Genomic DNA, 12,880 nt, shown 5'->3' with positions numbered 1-12,880 from the left:
CCCGCGCCTCAGGCGCCGATCAGGCTCGACAGCGCGCCCAGGGCGCGGAACAGGTCATGGATGCACCAGTGCCCGGCGGCGGAGCCAGGGGCCTGGTAGGGAAGGTGGCCGCCGGCGGCCAGCGCTACCGCCGCCAGCAGCACCGACGACAGCCGGGCGCACAGGGAGCCCCCGGCCATCAGCGCGGCGCCAGGTCGCCGAAGATGCGCTCGGTGCGCCCGCGGGCCTCGGCGAGGCGCGCCAGCGCCTGCAGGTACTGGTCACGCGCGGCGAGCAGGGTGCGCTGGGCGTCGAGCACTTCCAGGAAGCCGAACTTGCCCATCTCGAAACCGCGGGTGGCGCTGTCCAGGGCCTGGCGCGCAGCCGGCAGCAGGGTGTCGCGCAGGGTCCGCGCCTCGTACCGGGCGGTGCCCCACAGGTCCAGGGCCTGCTGCGTCTCGCGGCGCAGGCGCAGCTCGGTGGCGTTGCGCAGGTCGCGGGCCTGGTCGGCGCGGCGCGCCTCGGCCAGCAGGCGGCCCTGGTTGCGGTCGAACAACGGCAGCGGCAGGGACAGCCCGACCAGGTTCACCCGCTCGCGGGCCTCGTGGTCGTACTGGCTGCCCAGGCTGACGTCGAGGTTGGGCACGCGCTCGGCCCGCGCCAGTTGCACGGCGGCCTCGCGCTGGTCGACCTGCAGCAGCGCCAGGCGCAGCTCGGCAGCCTCGTCCAGGCGCCGCAGCAGCTGCGCGGCCCGGGGCGGCGCCGGCAGATCGGCGTTGCCCGTCACCTCGGCGAAGCCCGGCTCGGCCTGCCCCATGAGCCCGGCCAGCACGCGGTAGGCCTGGTCGCGGCCGATGCGTGCGCGCTGCAGGTCCAGCTCCACCTCGGCCAGTTGCACCTGTGCCCGCGTCGCCTCCAGCGGCGCCGATTTGCCGGCGCGCACCCGCGCCTCGGCGGCACGCAGGGCGCGCTGGCCCAGCGATACCGATTCCTCGCCCAGGCGCAGGCGCTCCTGGGCCTGCTGGGCAGCCTGGAAGGCCTCCAGCACCTCGGCGCGCAGCGCGTTGCGGCGCACTTCCAGCTCCATTTCGGCGATCGCCTCGCCACGCTCGGCCACGGCCAGCCGCGCGCCACGCTTGCCGCCCAGCTCCAGGGGCTGGGTCAGGGAGAGGGTGGTGGTGGAACGGTCGCGGCGGGTGTCTTCCGTCTCCCAGGACAGGCTCGGGTTCGGCAGCAACGCCGCCTGGCGCCGCTCGCCCTCGGCGATGCCCGGGCCACGGGCCACGGCGGCCAGTTCGGGGTTGGCGCCCAACGCGCTGCGCAGGGCCTCGTCGAAGCCCAGGGTACGGGCCTCGGCCGGCCCGCCCAGCAGGCCGAACAGCAGCAGGAACAGCGACAGGGGCGCCGGCCACGGACACAGGCCCGCAGCCGGCCGCCGGAACAGGGCACGACGGTAGGACACGGCACACCTCGGGAAACGACTTCGGATGGAAACCGCGGGCGGCTTCCACGTATGAATCGGCGGCAACTTTCGGAAAGTTGCGCCAAGTGTCGCCAAGGTAATGCCGGCCTTTTATCGGCAAGGTGACCTGCCAATTACAAATATGACAGACAAGGAAAAACCGCCTTATTCCTGTCTACCATTGCCCGTGCCGCTATTCGCGACCGGTTCCTGATTCCCGGCGCCGCTCGGACAAACCCATATGCATCAGCGGCTTATGCATCCAGTAAAGGCGCCTGGGCAATATCCGGAAACATCATTGGACGGGCCTGGATATTGACCCTTTAGCAACTACAGCCCTCAGCCTCGCCCACCGTTAATTACCGGAAAGTTCCGAGCGGATATATCCGTAAATCGCACAACGAATATGAACAGAATTGTCAGATTACTGAATGGAAGGTGACTGCCCATATGCGAATCCTAGTGGTGGAAGACGAGGCCAAGACCGCCGATTACCTGCACCAGGGCCTGAGCGAGAGCGGCTTCGTGGTCGACCGCGCCGGCAATGGCGTCGACGGCCTGCACCTGGCGCGCCAGGGCAGCTACGAACTGATCATCCTCGACGTGAACATGCCGCAGATGGACGGCTGGGAAGTGCTCCGCCAGCTGCGCCGCGAGAGCGACACGCGGGTCATGCTGCTCACCGCCCGCGGCCGCCTGGCCGAGCGCGTGCGCGGCCTGGAGCTGGGCGCCGACGACTACCTGGTGAAGCCCTTCGAGTTCCCCGAGCTGCTCGCCCGGGTGCGCACCCTGCTGCGCCGCAGCGAGCGGGTGAGCGCGCCGCCGGTGCTGCAGGTGGCCGCCCTGGAGCTGGACCCGGCGCGCCACCGCGCCTACCGCGAGGGCCGGCGCATCGACCTGACCACCAAGGAGTTCGCCCTGCTGCACCTGTTGATGAGCCGCAGCGGCGAGGTGCTGACGCGCACCCAGATCATCTCGCTGGTGTGGGACATGAACTTCGACTGCGACACCAACGTGGTGGAGGTCACCATCCGCCGCCTGCGGCTGAAGGTCGACGACCCCTTCGACAGCAAGCTGATCCACACCCTGCGCGGCGTCGGCTACGTGCTCGAGGCCCGCGAATGAAGCCGGCCAGCCTGTCCACCCGCCTGGGCCTGGGCATCGGCCTGCTGTGCGCCGGCCTGGTGGTGGTGCTCGCGCTGCTCGCCTACGGCGCCCTCGACCACGAGTTGCAGAGCCGCGCGCGCAACGAGCTGGCCGACAAGCTCGGCCAGGTGCGCCATGCCCTGGGCGCCGGCCTGGACGACCGCGACCTGGTCCGCGGCCCCCACGAGCTGCTGGACGTGGTGGCCGGCCACGACAACCTGTCGCTGACCCTGCTCGCCCCGCACCCGGGCCAGGCGCCGCTGCTGGACACCGGCCCGCCGCTGCGCCGCGCCAGCCTCGACCGCCTGCTGCCGGGCGCCGGCCTGGGCTACCACGCCTGGGCCGACGCCGGCGGCCAGCGCCTGCTCACCGCCAGCAGCGTGGTGCGCCTGGCCAACGGCGCCAGCGTGCGCGTGCTGCTGACCCTGGAACGCAGCAACGACGACGCCCTGCTCGGCGCCTTCCGCCGCTCGGTGCTGGCCGGCGTGCCCTTCCTGTTGCTGCTGGTGGGCCTGGGCGCCTGGTACGCGGTGCAGCGCGGGCTGTCGCCGCTACGGCGCTTCCGCCGGGTGGCGGCGAACATCTCCACCGAGGACCTCAGCCACCGCATCCCGGTGGAGAAGCTGCCTCTGGAGCTGGGCGAGGTGGCCCAGGCGCTGAACGTGATGCTGCACCGCCTGGACCAGGGCGTGCAGCAGCTCACGCAGTTCTCCGACGACCTCGCCCACGAGCTGCGCTCGCCGATCGGCAACCTGATGGGCAAGGCCCAGGTGACGCTCTCGCGGGAGCGCCCGGCGGAGGAGTACAAGGCCGTGCTGGCCTCGGGCATCGAGGAACTGGAACGGCTGTCGCGCATCGTCAGCGACATGCTGTTCCTGGCCCAGGTCAACCAGGCCCAGGTGCCCTTCGAGCGCCTGTCGCTGGGGGACGAGGCCGCCCGCGTGGCGGAGCTGTTCCTCTACGCCGCGGAGGACAAGCGGGTGGACATCGAGTTGAACGGCGACGCCTGGGTGATGGGCGAGCGCCTGATGGTCCAGCGGGCGATCTCCAACCTGCTGTCCAACGCCATCCGCCACACCCCGGAGGGCAGCCGGGTGCGCATCGACATCGAAAGCGGCCTGGAAGGCGCCACCCTCAGCGTCGCCAACCCCGGCCCGGGGATAGCGCCGCAGCACCTGCCGCGGCTGTTCGAGCGCTTCTACCGCGCCGACGGCGGCCGTTCGCGGGCCGAGGGCGGCACCGGCCTGGGCCTGGCCATCGTCCGCTCGATCATGAGCCTGCACCGCGGCAGCGTCGCGGTGGACAGCCGGCCGGAGGGGCCGACCTGCTTCCACCTGCGCTTCCCCGAGGCGGCCGCCTGATCACTTGCCGCGGTTGCAGCTGACGCGCTCGGCGCGGTACTCCAGGCGCTGCTCGGCGCCGCCCGAATCCAGGTAGCGCATGCGCACCGGCACCACGCCGCAGCCCTTGGCCGGCGAGACCTCCAGGACCTGGGCGATGTCCAGGCGCATGCCGTACTCGTAGCGCCGGTAGTCCGCGGCCGCCGTCTCGGCGGCGCCGCGCATGGCCACCTGGCGGGCCTGCTCCATGCGCGCGAAGGTGCGGTCGCCACCGCTCTCGGCCAGGGCCAGGGACGAAACGCCGAGCAGGCCGGCGAGCAGGAAGGGGCGGATCGGGTTCATGGCAGTCACCTCGTCGGTGGTGGTGGAAACTGCCTTCACCTTAAGCAGCGGGGCCTAACGGGAGCCTGAGGGGCGCATGACGATTCGGTAATCCGCCGGCGGCAACCGCATCCGGCCCGCGGTGTAGGGCGCATAACGCCTATGGCGTTATGCGCCATTACCGTCGGGCACCGGTGTTTCCGGCCAACGGCGGATAACCGCGAACGGGTTGCCCTGGCACCAGGCCATGTAGGAGCGCGCCCTGCGCGCGAATCGCGGGCAGGGCGCGCTCCTACAGGTAGCGCCAGCGGTGGGCGTACCAAGGCCCCTCGCGGGGCCTTTTCATGCATCCGGGCCCGCGGCCTATTCCACGGTCACCGACTTGGCCAGGTTGCGCGGCTGGTCGACGTCGGTGCCCTTGAGCACCGCCACGTGGTAGGACAGCAGCTGCAGCGGCACGGTGTAGAGGATGGGCGCCAGGCAGTCGTGGATCGGCGGCATGCTCACCACGTGGGTGCCCGGGCCGTTGCCGATGCCGCTGTCGGCCTCGGCGAAGACGATCAGCTCGCCGCCGCGGGCGCGGACTTCCTGCAGGTTGGACTTGAGCTTTTCCAGCAGCTCGTTGTTCGGCGCCACCGTGACCACCGGCATGTCGGCGTCCACCAGGGCCAGCGGGCCGTGCTTGAGCTCGCCGGCCGGGTAGGCTTCGGCGTGGATGTAGGAGATTTCCTTGAGCTTCAGCGCCCCCTCCATGGCCACCGGGTACTGGGCGCCGCGGCCGAGGAACAGGGTGTGGTGCTTCTCGGCGAACAGCTCGCCGACCTTCTCCACCACCTTGTCCATCGCCAGGGCTTCTTCCAGGCGCGTCGGCAGGCGGCGCAGGGCTTCCACCAGCTCGGCCTCGACGCCCTCGCCCAGGCGGCCCTGCACCCGGCCGATGGCCAGGGTCAGCAGCAGCAGGGCCACCAGTTGGGTGGTGAAGGCCTTGGTCGAGGCCACGCCGATCTCCGGGCCGGCCAGGGTCAGCAGGGTCATGTCCGACTCGCGCACCAGCGAGCTGGTGGCCACGTTGCAGATCGCCAGGCTGGAAAGGAAGCCCAGCTGCTTGGCATTGCGCAGCGCGGCCAGGGTGTCGGCGGTCTCGCCGGACTGGGAGATGGTGACGAACAGGGCGTCGGGCTGCACCGCCACCTTGCGGTAGCGGAACTCGCTGGCCACTTCCACCTGGCAGGGGATGCCGGTCAGCTCCTCCAGCCAGTAACGCGCCACCAGGCCGGCATGGTAGCTGGTGCCGCAGGCGACGATCTGCACGTTGCGCACCTTGGCGAACAGCTCGGCGGCGTTCGGCCCGAAGTTCTCCACCAGCACCTGGCCGGCGCCCAGGCGGCCTTCCAGGGTGCGCTGCACCACCTTGGGCTGCTCGTGGATTTCCTTGAGCATGAAGTGGCGGTATTCGCCCTTGTCGGCGGCCTCGGCGCCCTCGTGGTACTGCACCGCCTCGCGCTTCACCGGGCGGCCTTCGGCGTCCCACAGCTGCACGCTGTCGCGGCGCAGCTCGACGATGTCGCCTTCTTCCAGGTAGATGAAGCGGTCGGTGACCTGGCGCAGGGCCAACTGGTCGGAGGCCAGGAAGTTCTCGCCCAGGCCCAGGCCGACCACCAGCGGGCTGCCGCTGCGGGCGGCGACGATGCGGTCCGGCTGGTCCAGGCTGATCGCCGCCAGGCCGTAGGCGCCGTGCAATTCCTTGACCGTGGCCTTGAGCGCGCTGGCCAGGTCACCCAGCTCGCGCAGGCGCAGGTGCAGCAGGTGGACGATGACCTCGGTGTCGGTCTGCGAGCTGAACACGTAGCCCTCGCCCTTGAGGTACTCGCGCAGTTCCTCGTGGTTCTCGATGATGCCGTTGTGCACCACCGCCAGGCGGTCGTGGGAGAAGTGCGGGTGGGCGTTGGCCTCGCTGGGCGCGCCGTGGGTGGCCCAGCGGGTGTGGGCGATGCCCAGGTGGCCGGCCAGCGGCTGCTCGGCCAGGGCCTGCTCCAGGCTCGCCACCTTGCCGACGCGGCGGCGGCGCTGCAGTTCGCCGGCGGCGTCCACCAGGGCCAGGCCGGCGCTGTCGTAGCCGCGGTATTCGAGGCGCTTGAGGCCTTCGATCAGGATCGGGGTGACGTTGCGTTCGGCGATGGCGCCTACGATTCCACACATGGGGCGTTCTCCTGGGTTCGTTCAGCGCGCGCGTATGACTTTCACGCCGCGCGCCTCGATCTGGGCACAGGCCTCGTCGCTGAGGCGCTCGTCGGTGATCAGGGTCTGGACGCTGCTCCACGGCAGCTCCAGGTTGGGCATGCGCCGCCCGAGCTTGTCGGCCTCGGCCATGACGATCACCTCGCGGGCGACCTCGGCCATCACCCGGCTGAGCCCGAGCAGTTCGTTGAAGGTGGTGGTGCCGCGCTCGGGGTCGAGGCCGGCGGCGCCGATGAACAACTGGTCGAAGTCGTAGGAACGCAGCACCTGTTCCGCCACCTGGCCCTGGAACGACTCCGAGTGCGGGTCCCAGGTGCCGCCGGTCATCAGCAGCACCGGCTCGCGCTCCAGTTCGCGCAGGGCGTTGGCCACGTTCAGCGAGTTGGTCATCACCACCAGGCCGGGCTTGTGCCCGAGCTCGGGGATCAGCGCGGCGGTGGTGCTGCCGCTGTCGATGATGATCCGCGCGTGCTCGCGGATGCAGGCCGCCGCGGCGCGGGCGATGGCCTGCTTGTAGGGCGACAGCGGCGGGCTCGGCTCGGCCAGCAGTTCCTGCGGCATGGGCACCGCGCCGCCGTAGCGGCGCAGCAGCAGGCCGTTGCTCTCCAGGGCGGCCAGGTCCTTGCGGATGGTCACCTCGGAGGTGGCGAAACGCCGGGCGAGGTCGTCCACGCTGACCTCCCCCTGCTGGTTGAGCAGGGCGAGGATCTCGTGGCGGCGCTGGGGCGTGTTGCGTTTCGACATGAAGGTTTATGTTTCGATTCGAAAGTTACAGGTGCGAATCAAAACCCAAGAGCTTTCATTCGTCAAGCTTGGATGATGAGAGGTCGGGGCTTGGGGCGGCGCGGATCTCATCCGTGAAACGCACCGGGACGTCCGGCTATCGCGGACAAAGCCCGCTCCTCCAGGGATATGCCGTGCCTCGGCAAATTGTAGGAGCGGGCCCTGCCCGCGATTCGCGCGCAGGGCGCGCTCCTACAGGGGGCGGCCTAGCCCATCTCCAGGCGGTTGCGGCCGCCGCGCTTGGCGCGGTACAGGGCCTGGTCGGCGCGTTCGAAGGCCACTTCGTTGCGTTCGCCGGTGCGGAACTGGGTGAGGCCGGCGGAGCAGGTGATGACCAGCGGTTCGCCCTTGAAATGGAAGGGGATGCGCTCCACCGCCGTGCGCAGCGCCTCCAGCAGCTGGCGGCCGCCATCCAGGGGGGTGGAGGGCAGCAGCACGACGAATTCCTCGCCGCCGAAGCGGGCGATGAAGTCGGTCTTGCGCAGGCGCTTGGCCAGTTCGCCGGCGATGATCTTCAGCACCTTGTCGCCGGCCAGGTGGCCGTAGTCGTCGTTGATGCGCTTGAAGTGGTCGACGTCCAGCACCGCCAGCAGCAGCTCGCCACCGAAGCGCTGTACCCGCGCCACTTCCAGTTCCAGGCGCTCGCTCAGGGCGGCGCGGTTGGGCAGGCCGGTGAGGGGGTCGGTCAGGGCCTTCTGCCGCTGGTCCTCGATGCTGGCCTGGAAGGTGCGCGCCTCTTCCTCCATCGAGGAAACCCGCGCCACCAGCGCCTGCAGGCGCTCCCCGGCCTCGCGCTCGCGGGCCTCGCGTTCCTGGCGGTGCCGCTCGATACTGCCGAGCAGGCCTTCCAGGCGCCCTTCCACCGAGCGCTTGAGGCTGTCCAGGTCGGTGGCCTGCTGCACGCTGCTCTGCAGGCCGCTGACCTGGTCGCGCAGGTCGTCGTCCAGGCGCCGGGCGCTGTCGGACACGGCGTCCTGGCCCTGCTGCACGGCGCCGAGGCTGTCGAGGAAGGTGCTCAGGCGGTCGTTGAGCTGGTGCAGGTAGCCCTCGAAGGCTGCCTGGCCGCTATCGTTGAGGGCCAGCACCAGCACCGCCAGGTCGTCCAGCACCGGCACCAGTTCGTACCAGTTCAGGCTGCCGTTGATGCGTTCGCGCAGGGCCTGGGCCTGGGGGCGGTAGGCGGCCGGCAGTTGCAGCTGGTCGAGCAGGTTCAGCAGGCTGGCCTCGATGTGCGGCGCCACGGCGCTGTAGCCGGGCTCGGGCATCGGCGGCAGGGCGTAGTGCTGCTCGCCCTCGCCGTCCAGCAGCACCGGGCGCGGCGCGCTGGGGATGAGGTCGGCGGGCAGCGGCAGGCTGTCCAGCAATGCGGCGGCCGGCGCGGGCGACAGCAGCCCGGGGTCGGCCTGTACTGCCGCCGGGGCCGGCGCCGCGATGGCCACGGCGGCTTCGGCACTCTCTGGCGCCGCCGGCGTTTCGCTGGCCGGCGTGCCAGGGGTGGCGGTTGCCGGCTGGGCGGGGCCGTCCTCGTCCTCTTCGCGGCCGCCGAACAGGCGCTGCAGCAGGCCAGGGCGCGGCGCCTCGGCGTCGGCCAGCTGCTCCAGCACGCGCCGCTGCAGGCTGCCCAGCTCGCCGAGCAGCACCGGCAGCTCGCGGGACTGGCTGGCGCGCGCCTCCAGGTCGCGGGCGAACAGCTTCAGCGGCAGGCGCACGTCCCGCGGCAGGTCCAGGCCCAGCAGCTGCTGGGCGATCTGCTGCAGCGCCGTGACGTTCTGGCGAATGCGCTGCTGGCGGCGCTGCTCGGAGTCCAGCACGGTCTTTTCCAGGCGCGGGATGAGCCGCGCCAGGCCGGCGTCGATGTCGTTGCGGCGCAGCAGCTCGCGCAGTTCCTGCATGCATTGGTCGACCGCCTTGTCGCTGCCCTCGGCGGCCAGGCTGCTGCGCACCAGGCCACGGCGCAACAGGTCGACGCGCGTTTCCCAGCGGCGCTCCAGGCGCTCCTGCTGGTCGATGTTGGCGAGGTACTTTTCCTTCCAGCGCTGGTTGTCGTCGCGGCTCATCGAGCGTCCTTGAGAGAAAGCGCGGAGTCTTGCCGGCAGCCGACCGGCAGGCGGATCTCCACGGCCACCGGCAGGTGGTCGGAGATCGGCTCCGGCAGCACGCTGACCCGCTCCAGGGTCAGCCCGGGGCTGAGCAGGATATGGTCCAGACAGCGCTGCGGGCGCCAGCTGGGAAAGGTCGCCTCGACCTGCGGGGCGATCAGCCCGAGATCGCGCAGCGGCGAGGTCTCCAGCAGGTCGGTGGCGTGGGTGTTCATGTCGCCCATCAGCACCTGGTGGCGGTAGCCCTGCAGCAGCTCGCGGATGTAGGCGAGCTGGCGGGTGCGCGTACGCGGGCCCAGGGCCAGGTGCATCATGATCACGGCCAGGGCGTTGTCGCCTTCGCCGAAGCGCATGAGGATGGCCCCGCGGCCGGGCGGGCCGGGCAGCGGGTGGTCTTCCAGCAGGGTCGGGCGCAGGCGGCTGAGCAGGCCGTTGCTGTGCTGGGCGATGCGCCCGAGGTTGCGGTTGAGTTGCTGGTACCAGTAGGGGAAGGCGCCCAGCTGGGCCAGGTGCTCCACCTGGTTGACGTAGCCGGAGCGCAGGCTGCCGCCGTCGGCCTCCTGCAGGGCCACCAGGTCGTAGCCGGACAGCAGGTCGCCGATGCGCTGCAGGTTGCCGGCGCGCCCGGCGGCGGGCAGCAGGTGCTGCCAGCCGCGGGTCAGGTAGTGGCGGTAGCGCTCGGTGCTGATGCCCACCTGGATGTTGAAGCTGAGCAGGCGCAGGCGGCCGTCGGCGGGATAGCCGGATTCGGCGGCCTGCGAATTGACCTGCGCGGGGCGGGAAGCGACCACCCGCTGCTGGCGGAGCCTGCTCAGCATCGCGGCTTACCTCACTGGGCGGCCTTGGCGGCGTCGCGTTCCTTGGCGATCAGGAAGTCGGCCAGTTCCAGGGCCTTCTCCGGGCCGCCGGCCGAGCCGATGTCGAAGCGGTACTTGCCGTTGACCACCATGGTCGGTACGCCGCTGATCTGGTAGGCCATGGCCAGCTTCTTGTCCTTCTCGATCTGGCCCTTGATGGCGAACGAGTCGAAGGTGCTGAGGAACTTGTCCTTGTCCACGCCCAGCGGGGCGAGGAACTCGGCCATTTCTTCCGGGGTGGCCAGTTTCTTGCCTTCCTTGTGGATGGCCTCGAACACGGCGGTGTGCACCTTGTGCTCCACGCCCATGGCTTCCAGGGTCAGGAACAGTTGGCCGTGGACGTTCCAGATGCCGCCGAACATGGCCGGGATGCGGACGAAGTGCACGTCGGCCGGCAGCTTCTCGACCCACGGGTTGATGGTCGGCTCGAAGGCGTAGCAATGCGGGCAGCCGTACCAGAACAGCTCCACCACCTCGATCTTGCCGGGCTTGGACACCGGGACAGGGGTGCTCAGCTCGGTGTACTGCTTGCCGGATTCGAACTCGGCGGCTTGCGCGCTGAGACCGAACAGGCCGGCAAAGGCCAGTACGGCGGTGAAAATCAGGTTACGCATGGTTCACTCCTTGGCTGGATCGGTGGCGCCGCGGCGCGGCCGTGTTTGGACTTGAGAGGCCGGCGGCGGTTCCAGGCATTGTAGTGGCGCCGGATACGAAAAAGGGTGGCCGAAGCCACCCTTTTTTTTCAAGCCGTGCCGCGCGGCGCAGGCCTCAGTGCAGGCCTTCGATGTAGCTGGAGACGGCGGCGATGTCCTTGTTGGACAGCTTGGCGGCGATGCTGCGCATGATCATGCTGTCGCCGTCGTTGGTGCGGTCGCCTTCGCGGAAGTTGGTCAGCTGCTTGGCCACGTAGGCCGCGTGCTGGCCGCCCAGGTGCGGGAAGGCGGCCGGCTCGTTGCCCACGCCGTCGGGCGAGTGGCAACCGGTGCAGGCGGGCATGCCCTCGGCCAGCTTGCCGCCGCGGTACAGGGCCTCGCCGGCGGCGACCAGCTTGGGATCGGCGGCGCCGACGCTCATCTTCTGGCTGGAGAAGTAGGCGGCGATGTCGGCCAGGTCCTGGTCGCTGAGGTTGGTCAGCAGGCCGGTCATCTCCAGCACGGTACGCTTGCCGTCCTTGATGTCATGCATCTGTTTGAGCAGGTACTTGTCCCCCTGGCCCGCCAGCTTCGGGAAGTTCGGCGCCATGCTGTTGCCATCGGCACCATGGCAGGCGCCGCACACGGCGGCCTTCGCCTGACCGGCCTTGGCGTCGCCGACTTCGGCGTGGGCCATACCGGTCAGTCCCAGGGTCAAGAGCAGACTCACGATTATTTTGTTCATCAGCTAATCCATTACGGCTAAAGGTGAAAGTAGAGAGGCTGGGGTTACTGGGACATCCACTGGATGATCGCCTTGTAGTCCTCGGCACTGCAGTCGGTGCACAGGCCACGCGGGGGCATGGCGTTGAAACCGTTGGTGACGTGCTGCACCAGCGTATCCATGCCTTTGTCCAGGCGCGGTTTCCAGGCTGCGGCGTCGCCCTTCTTCGGGGCCATTGGCAACTGGCCAGCATGACAGGCACCGCAAGCCCGGTTGTATACCGCCTCCGGGTCCTGCGCGGCCTGCACGCCGGTAGCCAGCGCGGCGGCTACGGCTGCGAACAGCAGTTTCTTCATGATCGTCCTCATCGGGAGGGAACGTCCGCGTTCTTAATTGCGCGGCCGGTTGATTATCGCGTTCCCGTGGCGCCCGACCCTGGGGGATAAAGCGCACACAAAATCCGCGGCATTATATACTTCGCCTGCCTGTTCGAAAACGAGACCGGCCCCCGCGACACCGAGTCGCACCCCGCCGCGGAAGCCCCCCATGCCCCCCAAGACACCTGCCAAGAACCCCATCCTCAGCCTTTGCCAGCAAGCAACCTTCCTCATCAGCGCGGCCAAGGTCGAGCAGTGCCCGGAGGACGGCGGCCGCGAAGTCGCCTTCGCCGGCCGTTCCAACGCTGGTAAGTCTAGCGCGCTAAATGCACTCACCCATGCCAATCTGGCGCGAACCTCGAAAACCCCCGGGCGCACCCAGTTGCTGAACTTCTTCCGCCTGGACGACGAGCGCCGCCTGGTCGACCTGCCCGGCTATGGCTACGCCAAGGTGCCGATCCCGCTGAAGCTGCACTGGCAGCAGCACCTGGAGGCCTACCTGAGCAGCCGCGAGAGCCTGGCCGGGGTGGTGTTGCTGATGGACATCCGCCACCCGCTGACCGAGTTCGACCGCCTGATGCTCGACTGGGCCCAGGCCAGCCGGCTGCCGATCCACGTGCTGCTGACCAAGGCCGACAAGCTGGCCTTCGGCGCGGCGAAGAACGCGCTGCTCAAGGTGCGCCGCGAAATCCAGCAGGGCTGGGGCGACGTCGCCAGCGTGCAACTGTTCTCGGCGCCCAGGCGCGAGGGGGTGGAGGAGGCGCAACAGGTCCTGGCGGCCTGGCTGGGCCTGCAGCCGGAAGGGGGCGAGGAAGCGGCCGAACAGGCCTGAAGGCCCGCAGCAGAGGGTGCCGGCTGGCCGCCGGCACTTTTTCGCGGGCAAAAAAAACCCCGAGCTTCGTATGGGGAGGGGGAAGTTCGG

13 protein-coding genes are annotated in these 12,880 nt (G+C 69.7%); 3 read left to right on the top strand and 10 right to left on the bottom strand.

The window, feature by feature from the left end:
* Positions 1-8 precede the first annotated feature (8 nt).
* Both CHC02_RS30170 and CHC02_RS07115 read right to left on the bottom strand, forming a co-directional pair.
* Positions 9-179, bottom strand: coding sequence for a hypothetical protein (locus CHC02_RS30170; protein WP_167364785.1), 171 nt, complete (start codon positions 177-179; stop codon positions 9-11).
* On the bottom strand, positions 179-1,441 hold the full coding sequence (locus CHC02_RS07115; protein ID WP_089390788.1) for a TolC family protein: 1,263 nt from the start codon (positions 1,439-1,441) through the stop codon (positions 179-181). Before CHC02_RS07115 ends, CHC02_RS30170 begins: the two co-directional genes overlap by 1 nt.
* A gap of 450 nt (positions 1,442-1,891) precedes the next feature.
* Between CHC02_RS07115 and CHC02_RS07110 the strand changes: the two genes are divergently transcribed.
* Positions 1,892-2,566, top strand: coding sequence for a heavy metal response regulator transcription factor (locus CHC02_RS07110; protein WP_089390787.1), 675 nt, complete (start codon positions 1,892-1,894; stop codon positions 2,564-2,566).
* Positions 2,563-3,948, top strand: coding sequence for a heavy metal sensor histidine kinase (locus CHC02_RS07105; protein ID WP_089390786.1), 1,386 nt, complete (start codon positions 2,563-2,565; stop codon positions 3,946-3,948). Before CHC02_RS07110 ends, CHC02_RS07105 begins: the two co-directional genes overlap by 4 nt.
* Here the strand turns inward: CHC02_RS07105 and CHC02_RS07100 are convergent, their stop codons facing one another.
* From CHC02_RS07100 to CHC02_RS07065, 8 genes are all read right to left on the bottom strand, one after another.
* Positions 3,949-4,269 (bottom strand): co-regulatory protein PtrA N-terminal domain-containing protein, encoded by a 321-nt coding sequence (locus tag CHC02_RS07100; protein ID WP_089390785.1) that lies wholly within the window; start codon positions 4,267-4,269, stop codon positions 3,949-3,951.
* Between the two features lie 342 nt (positions 4,270-4,611).
* Complete coding sequence (gene glmS / locus CHC02_RS07095; RefSeq protein WP_089390784.1) at positions 4,612-6,447, bottom strand: glutamine--fructose-6-phosphate transaminase (isomerizing); 1,836 nt, start codon at positions 6,445-6,447, stop codon at positions 4,612-4,614.
* A 21-nt stretch (positions 6,448-6,468) separates the two neighbouring features.
* Positions 6,469-7,230, bottom strand: a complete 762-nt coding sequence (locus CHC02_RS07090) for a DeoR/GlpR family DNA-binding transcription regulator (protein ID WP_089390783.1) — start codon at positions 7,228-7,230, stop codon at positions 6,469-6,471.
* A 245-nt stretch (positions 7,231-7,475) separates the two neighbouring features.
* Positions 7,476-9,326 carry a GGDEF domain-containing protein gene (locus tag CHC02_RS07085; protein WP_089390782.1) on the bottom strand — a complete coding sequence of 617 codons (1,851 nt, stop codon included), beginning with the start codon at positions 9,324-9,326 and terminating at the stop codon, positions 7,476-7,478.
* The gene (locus CHC02_RS07080) at positions 9,323-10,186 is read right to left on the bottom strand and encodes an endonuclease/exonuclease/phosphatase family protein (protein WP_089390781.1); all 864 of its coding nucleotides are present in this window, start codon (positions 10,184-10,186) and stop codon (positions 9,323-9,325) included. Before CHC02_RS07080 ends, CHC02_RS07085 begins: the two co-directional genes overlap by 4 nt.
* Before the next feature lie 11 nt (positions 10,187-10,197).
* Positions 10,198-10,839 (bottom strand): thiol:disulfide interchange protein DsbA, encoded by a 642-nt coding sequence (gene dsbA / locus CHC02_RS07075; RefSeq protein WP_089390780.1) that lies wholly within the window; start codon positions 10,837-10,839, stop codon positions 10,198-10,200.
* Positions 10,840-10,993: 154 nt separating this feature from the next.
* Positions 10,994-11,602 (bottom strand): c-type cytochrome, encoded by a 609-nt coding sequence (locus CHC02_RS07070; protein WP_089390779.1) that lies wholly within the window; start codon positions 11,600-11,602, stop codon positions 10,994-10,996.
* Positions 11,603-11,646: 44 nt separating this feature from the next.
* Complete coding sequence (locus CHC02_RS07065; RefSeq protein ID WP_089390778.1) at positions 11,647-11,937, bottom strand: c-type cytochrome; 291 nt, start codon at positions 11,935-11,937, stop codon at positions 11,647-11,649.
* A 190-nt stretch (positions 11,938-12,127) separates the two neighbouring features.
* Here CHC02_RS07065 and yihA point away from each other — a divergent pair, with 190 nt between their 5' ends.
* Positions 12,128-12,790, top strand: coding sequence for a ribosome biogenesis GTP-binding protein YihA/YsxC (gene yihA / locus CHC02_RS07060; protein WP_089390777.1), 663 nt, complete (start codon positions 12,128-12,130; stop codon positions 12,788-12,790).
* The last annotated feature ends 90 nt before the right edge of the window (positions 12,791-12,880 follow it).

The sequence above is a fragment of the Pseudomonas delhiensis genome (assembly GCF_900187975.1).
Classification (GTDB): domain Bacteria; phylum Pseudomonadota; class Gammaproteobacteria; order Pseudomonadales; family Pseudomonadaceae; genus Pseudomonas; species Pseudomonas delhiensis.
This window is presented reverse-complemented; position numbering and strand designations above follow the sequence as displayed.

Coding starts and splice junctions, on each gene's coding strand:
- glmS (WP_089390784.1), bottom strand. CDS start 6,447: ATGTGTGGAATCGTAGGCGCCATCGCCGAACGCAACGTCACCCCGATC.
- yihA (WP_089390777.1), top strand. CDS start 12,128: ATGCCCCCCAAGACACCTGCCAAGAACCCCATCCTCAGCCTTTGCCAG.
- CHC02_RS30170 (WP_167364785.1), bottom strand. CDS start 179: ATGGCCGGGGGCTCCCTGTGCGCCCGGCTGTCGTCGGTGCTGCTGGCG.
- CHC02_RS07070 (WP_089390779.1), bottom strand. CDS start 11,602: ATGAACAAAATAATCGTGAGTCTGCTCTTGACCCTGGGACTGACCGGT.
- CHC02_RS07080 (WP_089390781.1), bottom strand. CDS start 10,186: ATGCTGAGCAGGCTCCGCCAGCAGCGGGTGGTCGCTTCCCGCCCCGCG.
- CHC02_RS07085 (WP_089390782.1), bottom strand. CDS start 9,326: ATGAGCCGCGACGACAACCAGCGCTGGAAGGAAAAGTACCTCGCCAAC.
- CHC02_RS07110 (WP_089390787.1), top strand. CDS start 1,892: ATGCGAATCCTAGTGGTGGAAGACGAGGCCAAGACCGCCGATTACCTG.
- dsbA (WP_089390780.1), bottom strand. CDS start 10,839: ATGCGTAACCTGATTTTCACCGCCGTACTGGCCTTTGCCGGCCTGTTC.
- CHC02_RS07065 (WP_089390778.1), bottom strand. CDS start 11,937: ATGAAGAAACTGCTGTTCGCAGCCGTAGCCGCCGCGCTGGCTACCGGC.
- CHC02_RS07105 (WP_089390786.1), top strand. CDS start 2,563: ATGAAGCCGGCCAGCCTGTCCACCCGCCTGGGCCTGGGCATCGGCCTG.
- CHC02_RS07100 (WP_089390785.1), bottom strand. CDS start 4,269: ATGAACCCGATCCGCCCCTTCCTGCTCGCCGGCCTGCTCGGCGTTTCG.
- CHC02_RS07090 (WP_089390783.1), bottom strand. CDS start 7,230: ATGTCGAAACGCAACACGCCCCAGCGCCGCCACGAGATCCTCGCCCTG.